This is a genomic window from Arenibacter echinorum (genome assembly GCF_003259375.1).
GTDB classification, from domain to species: Bacteria; Bacteroidota; Bacteroidia; order Flavobacteriales; family Flavobacteriaceae; genus Arenibacter; species Arenibacter echinorum.
In genome coordinates this window covers 639083-657176 of the sequence record NZ_QLLN01000001.1, presented here as the reverse complement: position 1 = coordinate 657176, position 18094 = coordinate 639083, and the positions used below count along the sequence as shown (strand labels likewise).

Sequence of the window (18094 nt, the reverse complement as noted above, 5' to 3'; positions counted from 1 at the left end):
TAAATTGGCCGTTGTTATTGGAAGGTGTAACTTTTTTTCACCATCTCCGTCAGTCTAAAGTATCCGTATGCATAATTTTCCGGATTGCTGACATTGATACAATTTCCCCTAAGCGGGACGGGAGTAGAACTAAAAAGACCTGTACCCCCCGATTGTTCTATAAGTATTCCTATGAAATTGGAATACTGTTCGGAGATACCGTAGAACTCTATATCGACAATATCACCAGGAACAAATGCCTCTATTTTATCCGTGCCTTCATCTTCCTCCTTCTCAAAATACCAGTTAATTTCGTTCCCGTTAATAAATTCGTCATCCGCATCCTCCAGATGAGGCAAAAGATCGCCACGTTCCTTAAACTTAAATAGGTAGAAATTTTCTTCCTCCTCGGGATCAGTAAATATAACGTTAACTTCAAGATGTTCATCATTAAAACCTTTTATCCGGGATTGGGTAAGGTCCGAAATATCAACAACCGGCATTAATCTCTCCGTAGCTGTATAGGTCTCATTATTATAAACTACTTCTAAGGTATAAGTCCCGTTTAAAACTGGGACAAATGATGTAGTGGTATATTCCCCATTGTTTTGGTCCTCAAATACATATGTTGCCCCATCGGCATTATTGGTGACTATTACAGAGGCCCCGGTTACACTGGAATTGGTGTGGCTCCCAAAATAAGGCCTAGAAGTACTAAGCTTAATAGTTTGTTCATTCCCCGAGGTTCCTTTTTCCCAATCCAAGGAGGCTTCGATAGTTAATCTGGCCTCTGCCGTCTGCACGTCAACATCTATCACATCGGTACAGGCAGTAAAGGTGATAAAGATGGAAATAATTGCAAGCTTTATATATGTCTTCATTTTCTATTAAAATTTAAAGTTGTAAGTTATAGATGGCACAATGCCGAAAATTGCCGTTCTGGTGGCTTCATTGGCTCCCGTATCCACATTCTGTCCAAAGGAAATGGAAGCTGCATTTTTGTGATTATACACATTATATAAACCTAGGACCCACTCCCCTTTCCATCTATTATTGGGTTTTGTATTGGGTCTATAAGTAGCGGAAATATCCAATCTGTGATAGGCCGGCAAGCGATCGGAATTTCGATCCGAGTAAATGGCAATGGACTGATCTTCATAGGTATACTGACCGTTGGGATAAGTAACCGGTCTTCCTGTTTGAAAAACCAGATTGGTTCCAAACGACCATTTCTCATTTAATTCATAGGCCCCCGTCAAAGAAAAATCATGGGTCCTGTCATAAGCTGTGTTGTACCACTTGCCATCGCTAATTCCCAAACCTCCTGCATTGCCCCCTGGAGTTCGCTGTTCCGATTTTGCCAAGGTATAGGCAAACCACCCGGTAAATTTACCTTCATTTTTCCTGGCCAAAAATTCAAGCCCATAAGCCCTTGATTCCCCATTCAATATTTCTGTCTCTATATTATTGGTCCCTATTAAGTCGGATCCGTCTATATAATCTATTCTGTTATCCGTGGTCTTGTAATAAGCTTCCACCTCCATGGAATACATCTTATCGTTGAAATTTCTAAAATAGCCCAAGGCATATTGATCCGACAATTGTGGTTTTACAAATTTGCCACTTGGGGTCCAAACATCCAGAGGGGTAACCGAGGTGGTATTGGACAATAAATGTATATACTGTGCTGCACGTGAATAGCCTGCCTTGACAGATGAGAAATCGTTTAACTGAAATGCAAGGGAAAGCCTTGGTTCAAAATTGCCAAAAGTTTTAATAGTTTCACTTTTCCCATAATAGGTCTCCCCTACTGCAGTACCTCTTTCATAAATACCCAATAGTTGGTTATACACCACTGGTTTATCATCCGCATATTCTGTCATTGCCTGCCCTCCCATACGACTAAAGGCACTATAACGAAGGCCGTACTGAACCGTTAACTTATCGGTTAGCTTATGTTCCGCATTAATGTACAGTGCACTTTCAAACGCTTTTTTACGGTCCAGGGACAAAGGATTGATTTCCGATGATTCTGAAGTAGGCCGAATTTGCCCCGGATCAAAATCGTAATAAATGCCACTTGCCCCAAAATCCAGTTTAAATTTTTCACTGGTATAATACTTTAAATCATATTTTAAATTGTAGTTGTTTATGGAGGAAATCCAATCGAACTCTTCAATTACAATACCCAGATCATAGTCGTACTTGCTATATATCAATGATAGGTTGGAAAACAATCTATCATTAAAAATATGGTTCCATCGCAAATTTCCCGACAAGTTTCCGTAACTGCTATTAAAACTTTCCCCTAATTCAAAGGCATCCCTACCAAAATATCCGGAAAGAAAGAGCTGGTTACTCACGTTAAGGTTGTAATTGGTCTTAAGATTCAAATCATAAAAATTTGCACTGTTGTCCTTCCCTGCAGCCTTCAACAGCAAATGGGCATATGATCCTCTTCCTGCAATTAAGAAAGAACCTTTTTCATTGAACATAGGACCTTCCAAGGCCAATCGGCTAGAAATAATACCGATTCCCCCGGTCATGGCAAAATTTTTACTATTCCCATCCTTTTGGCGTACATCCAAAACTGAAGAGGTTCTTCCTCCAAATCGCGCAGGAATACCTCCCTTGTACAATTTAATATCCTTGATGGCATCTGCATTAAAGACCGAAAAGAATCCTAGTAAATGGGATGTATTGTAAATAATGGCCTCGTCCAAGAGTACCAAATTTTGATCTGCCGCACCACCTCTAACATGAAACCCACTGGAGCCCTCGCCATTATTGGTAACTCCTGGAAGCATTTGTAGGGATTTTATAATATCCAACTCCCCTAATACCACTGGCATCTGTTTTACTGTTTTAATGTTTAGTTTGGAAACGCTCATCTCCGGCTTTCTAAGGATAGCACGTTCCGGTTCCTCGGCAGTCACCACAATTTCGTCCAGTTGGGTAGAAAACTCCATGATTTCAAAATCTATTTTTTGATCCCGATCTAGGGCTATCTCCTTTTTTAATTCAGTAAATCCGATATAGGAAATAATAATTTTGTAATTCCCTTTTGGAGCGGTAAGGGAGTAAAAACCATATTCGTTGGTGGTAACACCTATCGTTGTCCCCTCCAAAAAGACAGAAGCCCCAAAAAGGGTCTCCCCATTACTCCCATCCGCAATGGTACCACTTACGGTATACCTTTCCTGAGCAGATATTACTGTAGTGAATAATAAAAATGTTAGAAAAATATTTTTCATTCTTTGATTATTGAATATTTCTTTAATGATTGTTCGTTTGTTCTTTTTTAATAAGTACCTATGACAGCCCTATGCCGTTACCATGTAGTTTTGATTGATGAATAAACCTCCTAAGTTTATTGGGTACCTCTCCTGATTACTTGATAATTTTTGCTACATCTAATTTGCTTTATACTTACAGTGGTTAAAATTTATTTTTTTTCTTACTTAATCCATATTACCTTACAGGCATATGCCTACATCATCTTTTCCCTGGTAAGGCCAACCCAATAAACCGATGGTTCCATTGGGTACTGTCAAGATTCCTTCCATAATTCCTCGGCAAAATTGTACATTCATTTCCTTTCAAACGTTCCGTAATGAAAATCCGAACCTTATTTTGAGAATAGTGTTTCATTTGGGATTTGCAATTCGGCTACAGGCTATGTTGGAATTTAGTAATGTGGACCAACAGCCTCTATGGGAATATCTGTTTCCAGAATATAGATGCGCTATATCTTTTCCTAGGCCTACTTGTAATTATGGCAATAACACTTTCTACTGCCAACCACCTAAAAAACAACAAACTGCACCCCTCAACAAAGGATCCTAATTTTCTATTTTGATTTCTTGATTTCAATTTTGATATTCATGTTTATGATATGGTCTATTGACATCCAAAAAAAATAAAGGTTGCATATCTTCCCTAAAAAAAATTATTTCAATTTTCAGCTGCCAAGTTTATTCCGCTAAAACTTGCCCTATTTAGTGGCTTTTGGGGTAAAGGAGTATGGGTGAAATAAAAGAGTACAAAAATATTTTTCCCTTTAGATGCAACTTTTTCAACTAATGTTTGTCTATTACTTTGATATTCCCCCTATTTGGACCGTTAAAACCATTTTTTTAGTTGAAAACCAATATCCGTTTTACACACCAGGAACTTGTTGAAAAGAGCAAGTTGGGCGACCGAAACTCACAGTTTCAATTGTATGAACATTATGTAGATGCTATGTACAATGTTAGTATGAGGATGTTGTGCAGTAAAGAAGATGCTGAAGATACCGTACAGGACAGTTTTGTTGAAGCTTTTAAGAATTTGGGGAATTTTAGATACGAAAGCACATTTGGTTCCTGGCTAAAAAGAATTGTCATCAATAGAAGTATTAACCATTTAAAATTGAAGCGGATTCCTTTAGTGCCAATGATGGACCATGAATACCATCTCACTGAAGAACATATTGAAATTGAAGAGGAGATAGATATTGAAAAGGTGAAAAGAGGCATTAAAAAGCTTCCACCGGGTTACCAACAGATCATACATCTATACTTGATAGAAGGATACGATCATGAAGAAATTGGGGAAGTATTGGACATAACAAAATCCACCTCTAAATCCCAGTACCACAGGGCAAAGAAAAAGTTACTTGAAATTGTAAAAGAAATGTAATGGATTATTTTGAAAAACATATAAGGGACAACAAGGCATCGTTCGATGAACACACGGCGGACAGATCCAAAATGTGGGCCAAAATAGAATCGGAACTGTCCAATACGAAACCAAAGGTAGTTCCGATGTGGAAGTCTCCCTTATTTCGTGTGGCAGCCAGTGTTGTGTTGGTCTTGCTATTGACTTGGCTAATAGGCATAACGGTCTATGGCGGATACCAGTCCGGCGGGCAGAATAGCGTGGTCTCCCAAGAACTTATGGACATTGATATGCATTATAGCAACTTGGTACAATATCAGGTACAATTAGTGAAAGATCATCCCGACCTATCACAGGAAGACAAAGATGAATTTCTATCGTTCATGGACGAATTGGATGAAGAATACGGAGTTTTAAAATTGGAAATGAAAAAAAATCTGGGCAACGAACGGATACTGGAAGCTATTATTGGCAACTATAAAAAAAGGATTGAACTCATAGAGAACTTATTGAAGCAAATAAACGATTCAAAAATGATAAATGACGATTATGGATACACCTTGTAAAAACTCGCTATTATGTATAGCCTTGGTTCTTATGGCCAATTTAATGATGGGCCAGGAAAAAGTATCGAAGACTATATCGGAGACTTTTGAAATGACCAATGCGGGAGAACTCCAAGTGGACAACAAATATGGCAACATAGCTATCCACGGGTGGTCCAAGAACAATATTGCGATTACTGTAGATATCGTTACCTCCCATAAAAAAAGGGAAAATGCACAAAATCTATTGGATCGCATAGAGCCCAGAATTAAGACAATGTCCGATTTTGTAGCTATTACTTCGGAAATTTCGGAAAAGAACAAAGGCTTTTTAGCGGAGTATTTCAACAAGGCAAATCCGTTCGACTTCGACCGAAGCAATGTACAGATCAACTATTCCATTTATTTGCCAGCCAATGCGGTTGTGGATATCACTAATAAGTTTGGCGACGTCATTCTAGAGGATTGGACCGGTAAATTAAAAATGGACGTCCAGCATGGCGATATTTGGATCAACAAAAACCTTAAAAACGCCGACATCGCTTTAAAATACGGCAAGTTAAAGGCCAAAAACATAAACTTTGGCAGTATAAATTTAAAAAATGGCAGTTTATCCCTTGGTAAATCCAAGGACTTAAGATTGACCAGCAGTGGTTCTACAATAGATTTGGAAGAAATATCCTCCTTGGAAATATATTCCAGTAAAGATGAAATTACTATAGATGAAGTTGAATCCGTACATGGGGAATTGGAATTCTCCAATGTAACATTGGCGAATGTGGACGATGAAATTAATCTGGTAATGAAAATTGCAGAATTTAAAGTATTGACCATTCATAGTACCGATGCCAAAATTAATATTCATCAACAATCCTCGGAAATTGTCCTCAATGTTCAGGACTTCTCCTTTAGGTTTAATGCAACCTTGGAGGAAGGATTATTGCGCCTTCCTAAAACCTTCGAAAATGTGGAAACGCAAATGATCGATAAAGGAAAAAGAATACGTGATATAAAGGCTACCTACGGCAATTCCAAACAGGGCTCCATTTCCATTACGGGTGAAAAAGGGGTCATTCTTTTAAAGGATCTTTAATAAACTTAAAAAAAAGTATAAAAAAAATGCAACATTTTACAGAGTTTGTTGTCTACTATAACATCATCAATCAAAAATCGAAGAGCATGAAATTAAACACAGCAATTTTACTTCCCCTGTTAATGGGATTCACTATTACAACTTTTGCCCAGGACACTTCTGGCGATTATGTAGAGTTTAACGATCGAAAGAATGTAGTACATGGGGTCTACTTAGGTCTTACTACACACTATGGAGAAATTGAGGACAAGGACACCTTCTTTACAGGTTTGAAAGTGGCCTATGTAGCCAACCAACAATTTGAAATAGGTTTTGTGGGTACCTTCTTCTATTCGGACCAAAATATTTATAGGGGTCTGTCCATGTACGATGAAGATCTTATTGGCGCTTATGGAGGGCTGCATTTAGAACCTATTTTATTTAGTAAACACCGAGTAAACCTCTCTTTTCCGGTGTTGATAGGAGCTGGCGGCATGGGTTACATAGATGACAATTATAGCGACCATGATTTTGACGAGGACGAATTTGAAGATAATGCCCAGGCCTTTTTTATAGTTGAACCGGGGATCAACGCATTGTTCAATATTTCCAGGTATTTACAGCTGGAAGCTGGAGTAAAGTATCGATTTTCAAGTAAATTCAACGATGCCAAGAGCTTTGCCCCGATTAAAGACATAAACGGCTTTTCTGCGGGAATAGGAGTCAAAGTGGGCATTTTTAATATGGGAAGGAATAGGTATAAAAAGAATATATAATATGAAAAATACAACTAAAAGCATTTGCTGCATCTGCCATGATGTTATTGAGACCCAACATGTATTTTCAGAGGACAATCAAGTTTTCCTAAAAAGAAATATGATCGAATCCTCAAATGGAAAAACCCTCAAAGACCAATGGTATCCGATAAATTTCCAATGGGTATCGGACATGGAGCTAAGAAATAATTTAGCGCTGCAATCCAATTTGGATTAAATATTAGTAATTGGCAAAAGGCTTCTTCCTAGTTCTAAAACGTGTACGAACAAGTATTCATTTGTGGTTGGTTTAGCGGTTTGGCCGTAACACGGTTAAAACCTTCTTAAATACCATTACCACCAATAAACAAAGGAAACCGATAACAAGTCCGGCTAAAAATTCCCCCACTATTGCCGGCAATGCCTCTAGCCAATGATGAAGAAATTCTAGATTGTGCACAAAAATCCCTCCGGCCACCAGAACCAAGGCGATGGTTCCTATTACCGATAAACTTTTTATAACTACAGGCAGTGCTCCTACTAAAAACCTGCCAATAGAATCGGATATACTGTTCTTCTTGCCATTAAGCTCAATAAGCTTTAATCCAAAGTCGTCCATCCTAACGATAAGCGCCACTATACCGTAAACACCGGCCGTTGCCACCAGGGCTATAATGGAAACTACCATTACCTGGGTCCAAATAGGCTCCTGAACTACCGTTCCTAAGGCTATGATTACTATTTCTACGGAGAGAATAAAATCGGTTATAATGGCCGACTTAATTTTTTCCTTTTCCAAAAGCAGGATTTCTTTTTTGGTTAAATAGGTTTTTACTTTCTCTTCTTTTGGATGTTCGTGAGGTACAAAAAATTCATAAATCTTCTCTGCCCCTTCATACGCCAGATAAAGTCCGCCCAATACCAAAATCACAGTGACTGCCAATGGAAAAAAAGCACTAAGCAGAAAAGCGATGGGAAGAATAATCAATTTGTTCAGCAATGATCCCTTTGTAATGGCCCATAAAACAGGGATTTCCCTGGAAGAAACAAAACCTGAAGCCTTTTCGGCGTTTACGGCCAAGTCATCCCCCAAAATACCAGCCGTTTTCTTCCCGGCTATTTTACTCATAGCCCCTACGTCATCCATTAAACTGGCAATATCGTCCAGTAAAGCAAAAAATCCTGATGCCATATAATTACACTTCCTTTATTTATATTGTTCTTTCTTCTATTATTTTTGGCTCCCATCGCTACCACTTCGTGCCAGCAAATATATTTTATAATTCCTATAGATACATTTTAATTAGAAGAATAGATCCTTTTACTAAAAAACATAAGCTCTAAAAATTACATTCTTGCCCCAATACCCTTTACCACACTTAGCAAACCTGCCAATTTTTAGCCAATATATTTTTACAAATACCTTTTGCCCGTATATTTTATTTAATAAGTTAGTATAAGTATCGTAAAAGCGCATTTTCTATTCCGTTAATGATGATCTTTGGTCTACGATTTATGAAAACAACCAAGTCAAAATATCGATTTTTTAAGGGGGCCGCCAAGGTTGTTTTGGTACTTGCCTTGCTTTTTATTGTCTTGGTGTTGATTATTAGGAGTCCATGGGGCCAGAATTTTATAGTAAACAAAGCAACAAATTACATATCCGATAAGACCAATACCAAAGTTGAAATAGACCAACTTTTTATAACCTTTTCGGGGAACGCTTTTTTGAAGGGATTATATCTGGAGGATAAAAAAGGGGATACCCTATTGTATTCCAAAACACTGGAGGCAAGTGTTCCGCTTAGGCCCTTATTATTCCAAAATAAGTTGAATTTAAAGTCCATAAAGTGGGAAGGTGTACGCGCACATATCACTAGAAATTCTGATACCGATAAATATAATTACCAATTTCTTATAGATGCCTTGGTGCCAACCGATACTATTCCCCAACAGGCCGATGCAGCACCTATAAAGTTAAAAATAGGTACTCTTGATTTTTCCGACTTTAAGATATTCTATAACGATGGTGCGTCAGGCTTGGAGGCCAAGCTAACACTGGGCACGCTTTATTTGGATGCCAACAAGACCGAGCTTGAAACCATGCAATATGAGTTGGACGAGGTAACTCTATCGGATACAAAAATCCAATACAATCAAAGCAAACCTCTTGTCTCCTCGGACGATCAGGAAACTACACTTCCCTTCTTAGTAATCAACGAACTTAGTTTTAACAATGTCCAATTAGATTACAATTCCATTCCAGATAATGTAATGGCAGCGGTAAGATTGGGGGAATTTAAACTGGATCTCCCCAAAGCCGATCTGGCAAAAAACGAGGTGGACATAAAATTACTATCCCTAAAAAACTCGGACTTCTCCTTACAACTTCAAAAGGATGATCTGGAGGTTACAGATTCTACAGTGACCACTACAAAAAAGTCAGACTTTTCATGGCCAGATTTTGTAATAACAGCAGATAAAATTTCCCTCGAAAACAATTCGGTCCAATACCGTTTAAACAACGCTCCAATGGAGGCAGGGCAATTCAACCCCAATAATATAGCCATATCCAAGCTTACCATAAACGCAAAAGAGCTCAATTATCAACCTGAAAATATCAACCTAAAGTTAGACCGGTTTTCATTCGTGGAAAAAAGTGGCTTTGCTCTAAACCAATTGGCCACGCATGCCAGTTTAAATGATACCTCGGCATCCATTTCCGGATTAAAAATGCAGACTGCTTCAAGTTCCTTAATGGGCGAATTTAAACTGGACTATCCTTCAATACAAAAACTGATAGATTTCCCGGAGAACACAAAGGTAGACCTGAAATTGAACGAGATAAAACTAGCACTTCAGGACGCCCTCTATTTTCAACCTGAGCTGGCCGAAAATGAATACTTTACCCTTGGCCAACAACATCCCATTATTGGAAACTTAAGTATACAGGGGACACTTGCTGATCTGAACTTATCCAAATTAAATTTAAATTGGAACAACTCAGCCTTGACCAGTGAAGGCCACCTATTACGGGTTACAGAGCCCGATTCACTTTCTTTCGACATTTCGACTTTCAAAGCTACCTCCACAATTACCGATCTACAGTTATTTTTAACAGAAAAGGACCTGAACATTTCACTGCCCCAGACTATTTTGGTCGAAGCACGGGCAAAGGGCAGTTTAAAAAACGTCTCAGGAGAGGCCCTTGTGAAAATTCCCGAAGGCAGTGCCCAAATAACCGGTAACTATTCCAATTTGGACACCCTAAACTTCAACGGCAACCTTCAAGTAAACGACCTTCAATTAGACAAGTTGCTAAAAAATGATCAACTGGGCACTATGGCATTTACTATAAATGCATCCGGAAGTGGCAGCAGCCTGAATACCTTGAATGCTGAAATGGATTCCAAATTTGATCAACTTCCCTTCAAAAATTACGATTTTTCAAATTTGGATCTCAATGGAAAAATCCGCAACGGAAAAGGCAATATAAACCTCAATTTTAAGGATAACAACCTAAATTTCACTTCCCAGACAGTCGTAGATCTGGATTCCACTAATTCAAAATATGGCATACACCTAAATGTAATTGGTGCCGACCTTCAAGGACTTGGGGTTACCTCCGAAAATATTAAAACCGGGCTGGAAATGGAAGCCGATTTTACGGGCAACCCAAAAGACTTTAAATTGAATGCTAGGGTAAATAATGGAATAGCCGTTTATGATGGGCAACAATACCAAATGGGTGATGTGGAAATTAAATCCAAAATAGATACCCTAAATACAGAGATCACCATAATTAGTGATTTCCTGACAGGGAATTTATATTCCAACGGTTCTCCCCAAGGCATAAACACTTCCTTAAAACAATATTTTAAAAATTATTTTCAAGATTCAATAGTACATTCCTCCCCCGCCGATACCCTAAAATTAAAAATGGATTTAAAATTGATTCCGAATTCCATTATCACTAAGGTATTTTTAAAGGATCTGGAACAGTTGGACTCCATTAGTGCACACGCTAATTTTGATGCAGCCAAAAGAACCTTGGAGTCAGCCTTACAAATACCCTATGCCAGATATAAGGGCATGGCACTGGATAGTCTAAGCTTTTCTATAAACGGAGATGCCAGCAATCTCAATTTTAAGGCAGGTCTGGCCAAGCTCCTGGCCGATCCCATAGATCTTGGAAGAACCTCTTTGGAAGGTAAGCTGGACAATAGGCAATTATTAATGGATTTCAGTTCTTATGACGGAAATGAAAAAATAACGCACCTTGCATCAGAAATGACACTCGCTAGGGATACCACCCTGCTCCATATCAATCCCTTGGGGTTAATATTTAATAAGAAGGAATGGACCATTCCAGAGGACAATCGTATATCCTTTTCAGAAAATTTTTTGGAATTCAATAATGTAACATTGGAGAGAAATGCACAAAAATTGAGCCTTGTAAGTGTAGCTTCCGAAACAGAGGATAAACCTCTCAGACTATCCTTCGAGCAATTTAAATTGCAGACCTTTCTAGGCATGCTAAACCCAGATAGGCCTTTGGCATCAGGTTTGACAAACGGTAATTTTACCATTGTAAATCTTTTTGGCGCCACTGGGATTGTGGCCGATTTTAATGTAAGCGATTTAGAAATTTTGGAACATGCGCTTGGCAATCTAAGTCTAAATGCCAATTCCAAAACAAATGGTACCTACGATTTTAATCTAGCTCTAAAAGGTGGGGGCGCAGATATTGACCTCAACGGAGATTACGCCGCCTCAGAAACTGGTGCCCAATTAAATTTGGATCTGGATCTAAATAGAATAGACCTCCAGTTTATAGAGAAATTCTCCCAGGGCGGATTGAAAGATTCCCATGGAACGCTATCCGGAAATATTGATGTTTCAGGGACAACGTCTTCCCCCATATATTCTGGTTCCGTTAATTTTCACGACGTCGATTTTAATGTGGCCACTTTGAATTCTGTTTTTAAAATTTCAGATGAAACCCTTAAAATTGATAACGAAGGGATTTATTTGGACAATTTTCAGATCACCGACGCCAATGGTAGCAACTTTAAAATGAACGGTTCCATCGGCACTGAAGAATTAACTAACCCAAAATTCGATCTCAGCCTAAGTGCAGAACAATTTCAAGCTCTAAACTCAACAAAAGAAGACAACGAACTGTTTTATGGCAAGTCTAGTTTTGATTTGGATTTAAGTATCAAAGGCTATTTAAAGCTCCCAGTGATAGAAGGCAAAATCCGAGTCCGTAAAATAACCGATATTACCTATGTAGTCCCCAAAGCACAGTTGGATATACAGGAGCGAGATGGGGTGGTTATTTTTGTAAACCGTGAAAATCCCGATGCCATTCTGACCCGAAATGACCAAGAACAAACTCCCGCTTTTTTTTCAGGAATGGATGTCAAAGTTATTGTAGAGATTGCGGACGATTCGGATTTTAATATCATTATTGATGAACGTACCGGTGATAACCTTAAAGTTTCCGGAAATGCAACGCTAAATCTGAATATAGAACCCAACGGCTCAACAAATCTTACAGGCCGGTACGAACTAAATGCTGGGCATTATGAGACTTCTCTGTACAACCTGGTAAAGCGAAGGTTTGAAATTAATCCCGGAAGCAACATTGTTTGGCAGGGCGACCCAACGGACGCCAAACTGGACGTAACCGCTGTATACGAGGTGGAAACTTCGGCATCACCTCTGATGTCATCCGTTATTTCCGGTGAGGATATAAGTGTTACCAACAAATACCGCCAAGTGCTACCCTTTTTGGTATACCTTAATGTTGACGGCGAATTGTTGCAGCCAAAGCTATCCTTTAGACTGGATATGCCCGAAGACGAACAAGGTTCCCTGGGAGGAGCCGTTTACAGTAGGGTCCAACAATTGAACCAACAAGAAGCCGAGCTGAACAAACAGGTTTTTTCCTTGTTGGCACTTAATAGGTTTTACCCCGATTCCGGGAGTGATGGAAGTATGGGAGGTACGGCAGCCATTGCAAGGGACAATGTAAACAAGGTGCTTTCTGGACAGATAAACGCCTTTTCCGATAAGGTTTTCGGTAAATCGGGATTTGAGGTCGATTTTGACCTGGACAGTTTTACGGATTATCAAGGAGATAGCCCACAGGACCGCACCCAATTGAACATAAATGCCAAAAAAAAATTGTTCGATGATAGGTTGGTGGTAACCGCAGGAAGTGCTGTGGATGTGGAAGGAAGTGCGCAGGCCGGCCAAGATGAAACCCCTATTATTGGTAACGTAAGTCTAGAGTATTTGCTAACCCAAGATGGCCGCTATAGGTTAAGGGGTTTCAGAAAGAACGAGTACGAAAACATCATAGACGGCCAATTGATCGTCACAGGAATAGCCCTGATTTTCAACAGGGAATTCAATAAGTTTAGTCAGTTATTCAATCCCCTGAAGGAGACAAGCACATCAGATGACAAGGAGAACGGAGATCAAAAAAAAGAATAGAATTTTGAAGGCATCCTTCACATATCACTATGCGCTCTTGCTGCTATTAACGGCAAGTCTATACTCCTGCGGTGTAAGTAAATTTATCCCAAATGGGGAAGCTTTGTATACGGGTTCCAAGATCAACATTGAATCCAATAAAGATATAGGGAACACTAAAAAAATCTCCCAAGAACTGCATACTCTTCTTGATCCAGAACCAAATTCCAAAATCCTGGGGATAAGACCTGGCTTGTACCTCCATTACAAAACCCAGAAGAAAAATCCAGGTTTTCTAAACCGATGGCTCAATAAAAAATGGGGGGAAGAACCGGTATATTTATCCGATGTAAATCCACAACGTATAGAGCAATTAATGCTGAACCGCTTGGACAATCGTGGCTTTTTTTACAGCAAAGTATCTTCCAAATTGGACAGTACCCGGAAACATGCGGCCCTTAGATACCAAGTGGAACTCCAACAGCCTTATACCCTTGAACAATTTAAGTTGGATAAAGATTCTTTGCCAATTTATAACGATATATCCAAGGCGCTGACCCAAACAGAAATAAAGCTAGGAAAACGTTTTGACCTGGAACTGATGAAATATGAAAGGGAACGTATAGACCAAGAACTAAAGCAAAAGGGATATTACAATTTTAATCCTGATTTTTTAATTTTTGAAGTCGATACCAATCGCTATGACAACAAGAAGTTCGATCTTTTTTTGAGACTTAAAAAAAACGTCCCCAAAAAGTCCCTTGTTCCCTATACCATTGATTCTATTTCCGTATTTCCCAACTTTTCTATCGATACGGATACCCTTACCCCCTCCAGCACCTCAACGATCAACGGTATGAGTTTTTTTCAGAAAGAAGAATTTTTTAAACCAAAAAAACTGGAACCATATATTTTATTTGGGCTAGGTCAAAAGTATAATTCAAATACGGCCCGCCTTACCAGTAATCGCCTATCCTCTTTAGGCACCTATAAATTCGTGAACATTAGGTTCAATGAAAAAGATACTTCGGCTACCGATAGTGTGGGATCCTTATCCGCCGATATATTTCTTTCTCCCCTCACCAAAAGGTCGGTACGTGCAGAATTCCAGGCCGTAACCAAATCGAATGGTTTTGCCGGTCCCGGAGTAGCCGTCACCTACAATAACCGAAATCTATTCAGAGGGGGCGAGACCTTTGGCATAACCGGAAACTTCGCCTATGAGACCCAGCTTTCAGGAGGAAATAATACTGGCCTCAGCAGTATTGCAGGCGGCTTAAAAGCTGATCTTATAATTCCCTCCCTCCTTCCGTTTTCGCCAAGAAGTTTTAAATATGCCGTACCCAAAACCAAAATAAGTTTGGGAACCGATTTTCTGAAAAGAAGCAAATTATATACCCTAAGCTCGTTCAACACATCCTTTGGGTATACGTGGAATGCCAATAAATTTGTTTATCACGAACTCAATCCAATTAATGTAAATTATGTAAATCTTTCCAATACCACGGAAGAATTTTTGGCCATTTTGGATAATAATCCGTTTCTAAGTCAAAGTTTTGAACAGCAGTTTATTGCTGGCCTCAATTATACTTTCACCTATAACGAATTGGTGGACCCCAATAAATCAAGGCCATTTTTCGTCTCTACCAGTTTGGATATCGCCGGAAATACCTTAAATCTCCTAAGTGGTTCAAAGACAACTATTTTTGGACTTGAATATGCCCAATATGCCAAGGCCGATATTGATTTTCGGTATTACATTAAATGGGCCAAAGAACAGGCTCTAGTGGCAAGACTTTATGGTGGATGGGGAATACCTTATGGAAACTCCTCCACGCTTCCCTTTGTAAAGCAATTTTTCTCTGGCGGCCCCTACAGTGTAAGGGCATTTAATATTAGATCGCTAGGACCTGGCACCTTCAATTCTGTGGAAGATGGCACCTCTTCGTTTTTCGACCAGTCTGGGAATCTAAAATTGGAAGCTAATCTGGAATACAGATTTCCAATATGGTCCTATTTTAAGGGAGCCATTTTTGCAGATGCCGGCAACGTCTGGTTGACCAATGAAACAGAGATTTCAGAAGATGCATCGGCAGAGAGTATCGAGTTCAATGAAGAATTACTTGCCAAAGGAAAATTTAGCTCCAATTGGGCCAAGGAATTGGGTATTGGCCTTGGCGTGGGCCTTAGAGTTGATATTCAAAGTTTTGTATTGCGTTTCGATTTTTCTTCTCCATTACAGGTTCCCTACCTGCCCGAAGGAGAACGCATCAGAATTCCCTTCTTTGATGGGGGCAGTAATAATCTCATCTTCAATTTTGCCATCGGATACCCATTTTAATGTTTTTTAAAAATTTAGTAACCTAATCTATTAAAGAAATCATAAAATTTTCATTATCAAGCAAATGGATCAAAAATGGAATCTTTTGAACTATATTCTATTTGTATTTAGGTCTAATTTTATTGTAGATAAATTATTAACCCGTCTGCTTTTTTTGCAGACCATAAATACAAAAATATTATGAACAGTGATCAATTGGAAGGAAAATGGAAACAAGTCAAAGGTAAGTTCAAACAAAAATACGGTGATCTTACCGACAATGACCTAACTTATTCAGAGGGTAAGTTTGATGAATTCTTAGGCCGGTTACAAGAAAAGACCGGAAAGAGAAAAGAGCAATTAAAAGAGGAGATCGACAATCTATAGAGTAGAGCTTATAAGTTGAAATCTTATTGCAACAACCCTTACAATCTTGTAGGGGTTGTTTTTTTATGAAGAGTAGGAATGAATCATACCTAAACCTTGGCAAGAGCCAATATTAAAAATTAGGAAAATCTGTATTTCGGTTAGGTTTTGTTTAATTATTTGGGCGGTCCCTGCCAACCGCAGACAGGCCTATCGCAAAAAAAAGGCTAATAGAAAAGAAAGTTGTTAACTGTTAAAAAAAGACCTAATTAAAACAGCACTTATAGCTTATCCGTATTGTCCTTAGCGTATTCCTTTTTGTACATTCGCACAATAATCAGGAAAAGACTAATAAGCAGGGGACCAAATATCAGTCCTATAAATCCAAAAATGGGCACACCAACAATTACCCCGATCAATGTAATTAAGGGGTGTACGTTATCCAACTTTTTAAGTACATAGAGCCTGAACAAATTATCGGTAGACCCCACAACGATGAGACCATAAAGCAGAACTCCCCAAGCCTGAAAATTGTTGCCTTCAGCAAAAGAAAGAATAAATACAGGTAATATCCCTAACAACGCCCCAATGAAGGGCACCATAGAACCAATGGTAACTATAACAGCCCAGAAGAACGGAGCTTGAACCCCAAATATTAAAAACCCAATTAGCGCAATTATCCCTTGTGCCAGGGCCACCAAAGGGATTCCCAGAGCGTTGGAACGTACCATAGTCCCAATTTCATCGCTGATGATTTTTAGATTTTCCTGGCTAATTGGAATATACCTAAATAAGGACTCTTGTAATTCCCGACGATTGGTCAGCATATAAAAAAGCATAAAATACATGATACCAACAGCAATAAAAACATTAAAGGTTCCACCTGCCAGGCCTTGAAGGTTGTTGGAAAGCCATGTAGACACCCCACTGGGATCAATTTGGGAAGTAAAATCATATCCGAATTTACTCTCCAAAGTTGCGAGTTGGGATTCCACAGCAGAAATTACTTTTTCCGAATTTTGAATAGCACTCTCCACTTTATTGCTCAGCATAAGGACAATTCCCGAAACAGGCAATAAAATACAAACAAATGACCCTATGAGTAAAACAACAGCCGCCAGATTTGGATGCCAGCCTTTATTTACAAGTTTGGTCATGGGTGTACGCAAAAGCACATAAATGGTTATGGCTCCCAAAACACCAGAAAAATAAGGCAGTATCGCCTGAAATATTAGGCCACCCAACATAATGATGAGCAATAAACTAAATATTTGTCGAATTATTTTAGGATGGATATGTGTCATAATAAGATTGCCATATTATATAGCAGGTCAATATATGTTGGAAAGTGATTTTAAGTGATTATTATTTACAAGTAGGCAATTTTAGAATATATCTTAAGGAACCATAGGAATAGAACAATTCCACAGCATTGTAAATTTACAAATAAATCCCAATGTCGCTATTTCGATAATACAAAATGGCATAATTCCCCGCAATGGTACCCACTTTAGCCTTTCAACTTTATTGGATAAAAAATTGGGACCTTAAGTCATAAGCGTTTGGCTTTCAGAGCAATTTTAATTGAAAAATATTAAAGAGGCTTACGTCCCGATATAATATTATAAAGAACGGCAATGATGGCGATTACCAAAAGAATATGAATCAAGTTACTGGTTCCCATTCCGGCAACTATCCCAAAAAAGCCCAAGAGCCAAATAACAATGCAAATAACTGCGACCAACCAAAGTATACTTCTCATAATTTCATGTTTTAGTAATTAAAATTTATGCTTAGTATTTTCATAAGCAAGCACTACTTATATCACGCTAAAAAACTAAAGTTAATCCTTTAATTCAACTGACTCTAATTCAATAACGAAATTTATTAATGCAATCAACACGTATTCAAAATC

13 protein-coding genes are annotated in these 18094 nt (G+C 38.7%); 8 read left to right on the top strand and 5 right to left on the bottom strand.

The genetic code is table 11. The annotated features are described in order from the left end of the window. Positions 1–14: 14 nt before the first annotated feature. Together LV92_RS02855 and LV92_RS02850 are read right to left on the bottom strand one after the other, a co-directional pair. Entirely contained in the window at positions 15–860 is an 846-nt protein-coding gene (locus tag LV92_RS02855) for a DUF4249 family protein (RefSeq protein ID WP_111622120.1), read from the bottom strand. A gap of 6 nt (positions 861–866) precedes the next feature. Beyond that, a complete protein-coding gene (locus tag LV92_RS02850) occupies positions 867–3233 on the bottom strand; it encodes a TonB-dependent receptor (RefSeq protein WP_111622119.1) in 2367 nt (788 codons plus the stop codon). 886 nt (positions 3234–4119) lie between these two features. On the opposite strand from LV92_RS02850, the gene LV92_RS02845 reads away from it, so the two are divergent. From LV92_RS02845 to LV92_RS02825, 5 genes are all read left to right on the top strand, one after another. Further along, complete coding sequence (locus tag LV92_RS02845; RefSeq protein WP_111622118.1) at positions 4120–4659, top strand: RNA polymerase sigma factor; 540 nt, start codon at positions 4120–4122, stop codon at positions 4657–4659. Beyond that, positions 4659–5204, top strand: a complete 546-nt coding sequence (locus LV92_RS02840; RefSeq protein WP_111622117.1) for a hypothetical protein — start codon at positions 4659–4661, stop codon at positions 5202–5204. The genes LV92_RS02845 and LV92_RS02840 overlap by 1 nt, the downstream gene beginning before the upstream one ends. Continuing rightward, positions 5188–6276, top strand: coding sequence for a hypothetical protein (locus tag LV92_RS02835; protein WP_146613498.1), 1089 nt, complete (start codon positions 5188–5190; stop codon positions 6274–6276). Before LV92_RS02840 ends, LV92_RS02835 begins: the two co-directional genes overlap by 17 nt. Before the next feature lie 86 nt (positions 6277–6362). Continuing rightward, entirely contained in the window at positions 6363–7031 is a 669-nt protein-coding gene (locus LV92_RS02830) for a hypothetical protein (protein WP_146613497.1), read from the top strand. Between the two features lies 1 nt (position 7032). Beyond that, positions 7033–7248, top strand: coding sequence for a hypothetical protein (locus LV92_RS02825; RefSeq protein WP_111622114.1), 216 nt, complete (start codon positions 7033–7035; stop codon positions 7246–7248). A gap of 72 nt (positions 7249–7320) precedes the next feature. Here LV92_RS02825 and LV92_RS02820 read toward each other — a convergent pair whose 3' ends face one another. Continuing rightward, on the bottom strand, positions 7321–8202 hold the full coding sequence (locus LV92_RS02820) for a DUF808 domain-containing protein (RefSeq protein WP_111622113.1): 882 nt from the start codon (positions 8200–8202) through the stop codon (positions 7321–7323). 323 nt (positions 8203–8525) lie between these two features. Here LV92_RS02820 and LV92_RS02815 point away from each other — a divergent pair, with 323 nt between their 5' ends. The 3 genes from LV92_RS02815 (at position 8526) to LV92_RS02805 (ending at position 16200) form a co-directional block, all read left to right on the top strand. Further along, positions 8526–13514, top strand: a complete 4989-nt coding sequence (locus LV92_RS02815; RefSeq protein ID WP_170126270.1) for a translocation/assembly module TamB domain-containing protein — start codon at positions 8526–8528, stop codon at positions 13512–13514. Further along, positions 13480–15834: a translocation and assembly module lipoprotein TamL gene (gene tamL / locus LV92_RS02810; protein ID WP_111622111.1), complete on the top strand. Its 2355-nt coding sequence runs from the start codon at positions 13480–13482 to the stop codon at positions 15832–15834. The genes LV92_RS02815 and tamL overlap by 35 nt, the downstream gene beginning before the upstream one ends. A 180-nt stretch (positions 15835–16014) precedes the next feature. Further along, entirely contained in the window at positions 16015–16200 is a 186-nt protein-coding gene (locus tag LV92_RS02805; protein ID WP_111622110.1) for a CsbD family protein, read from the top strand. Positions 16201–16460: 260 nt separating this feature from the next. On the opposite strand, the gene LV92_RS02800 is transcribed toward LV92_RS02805, so the two are convergent. Both LV92_RS02800 and LV92_RS02795 read right to left on the bottom strand, forming a co-directional pair. Then, positions 16461–17483: an AI-2E family transporter gene (locus tag LV92_RS02800; protein WP_111622109.1), complete on the bottom strand. Its 1023-nt coding sequence runs from the start codon at positions 17481–17483 to the stop codon at positions 16461–16463. A 290-nt stretch (positions 17484–17773) separates the two neighbouring features. Further along, positions 17774–17941 (bottom strand): lmo0937 family membrane protein, encoded by a 168-nt coding sequence (locus LV92_RS02795; RefSeq protein ID WP_111622108.1) that lies wholly within the window; start codon positions 17939–17941, stop codon positions 17774–17776. Positions 17942–18094 lie beyond the last annotated feature (153 nt).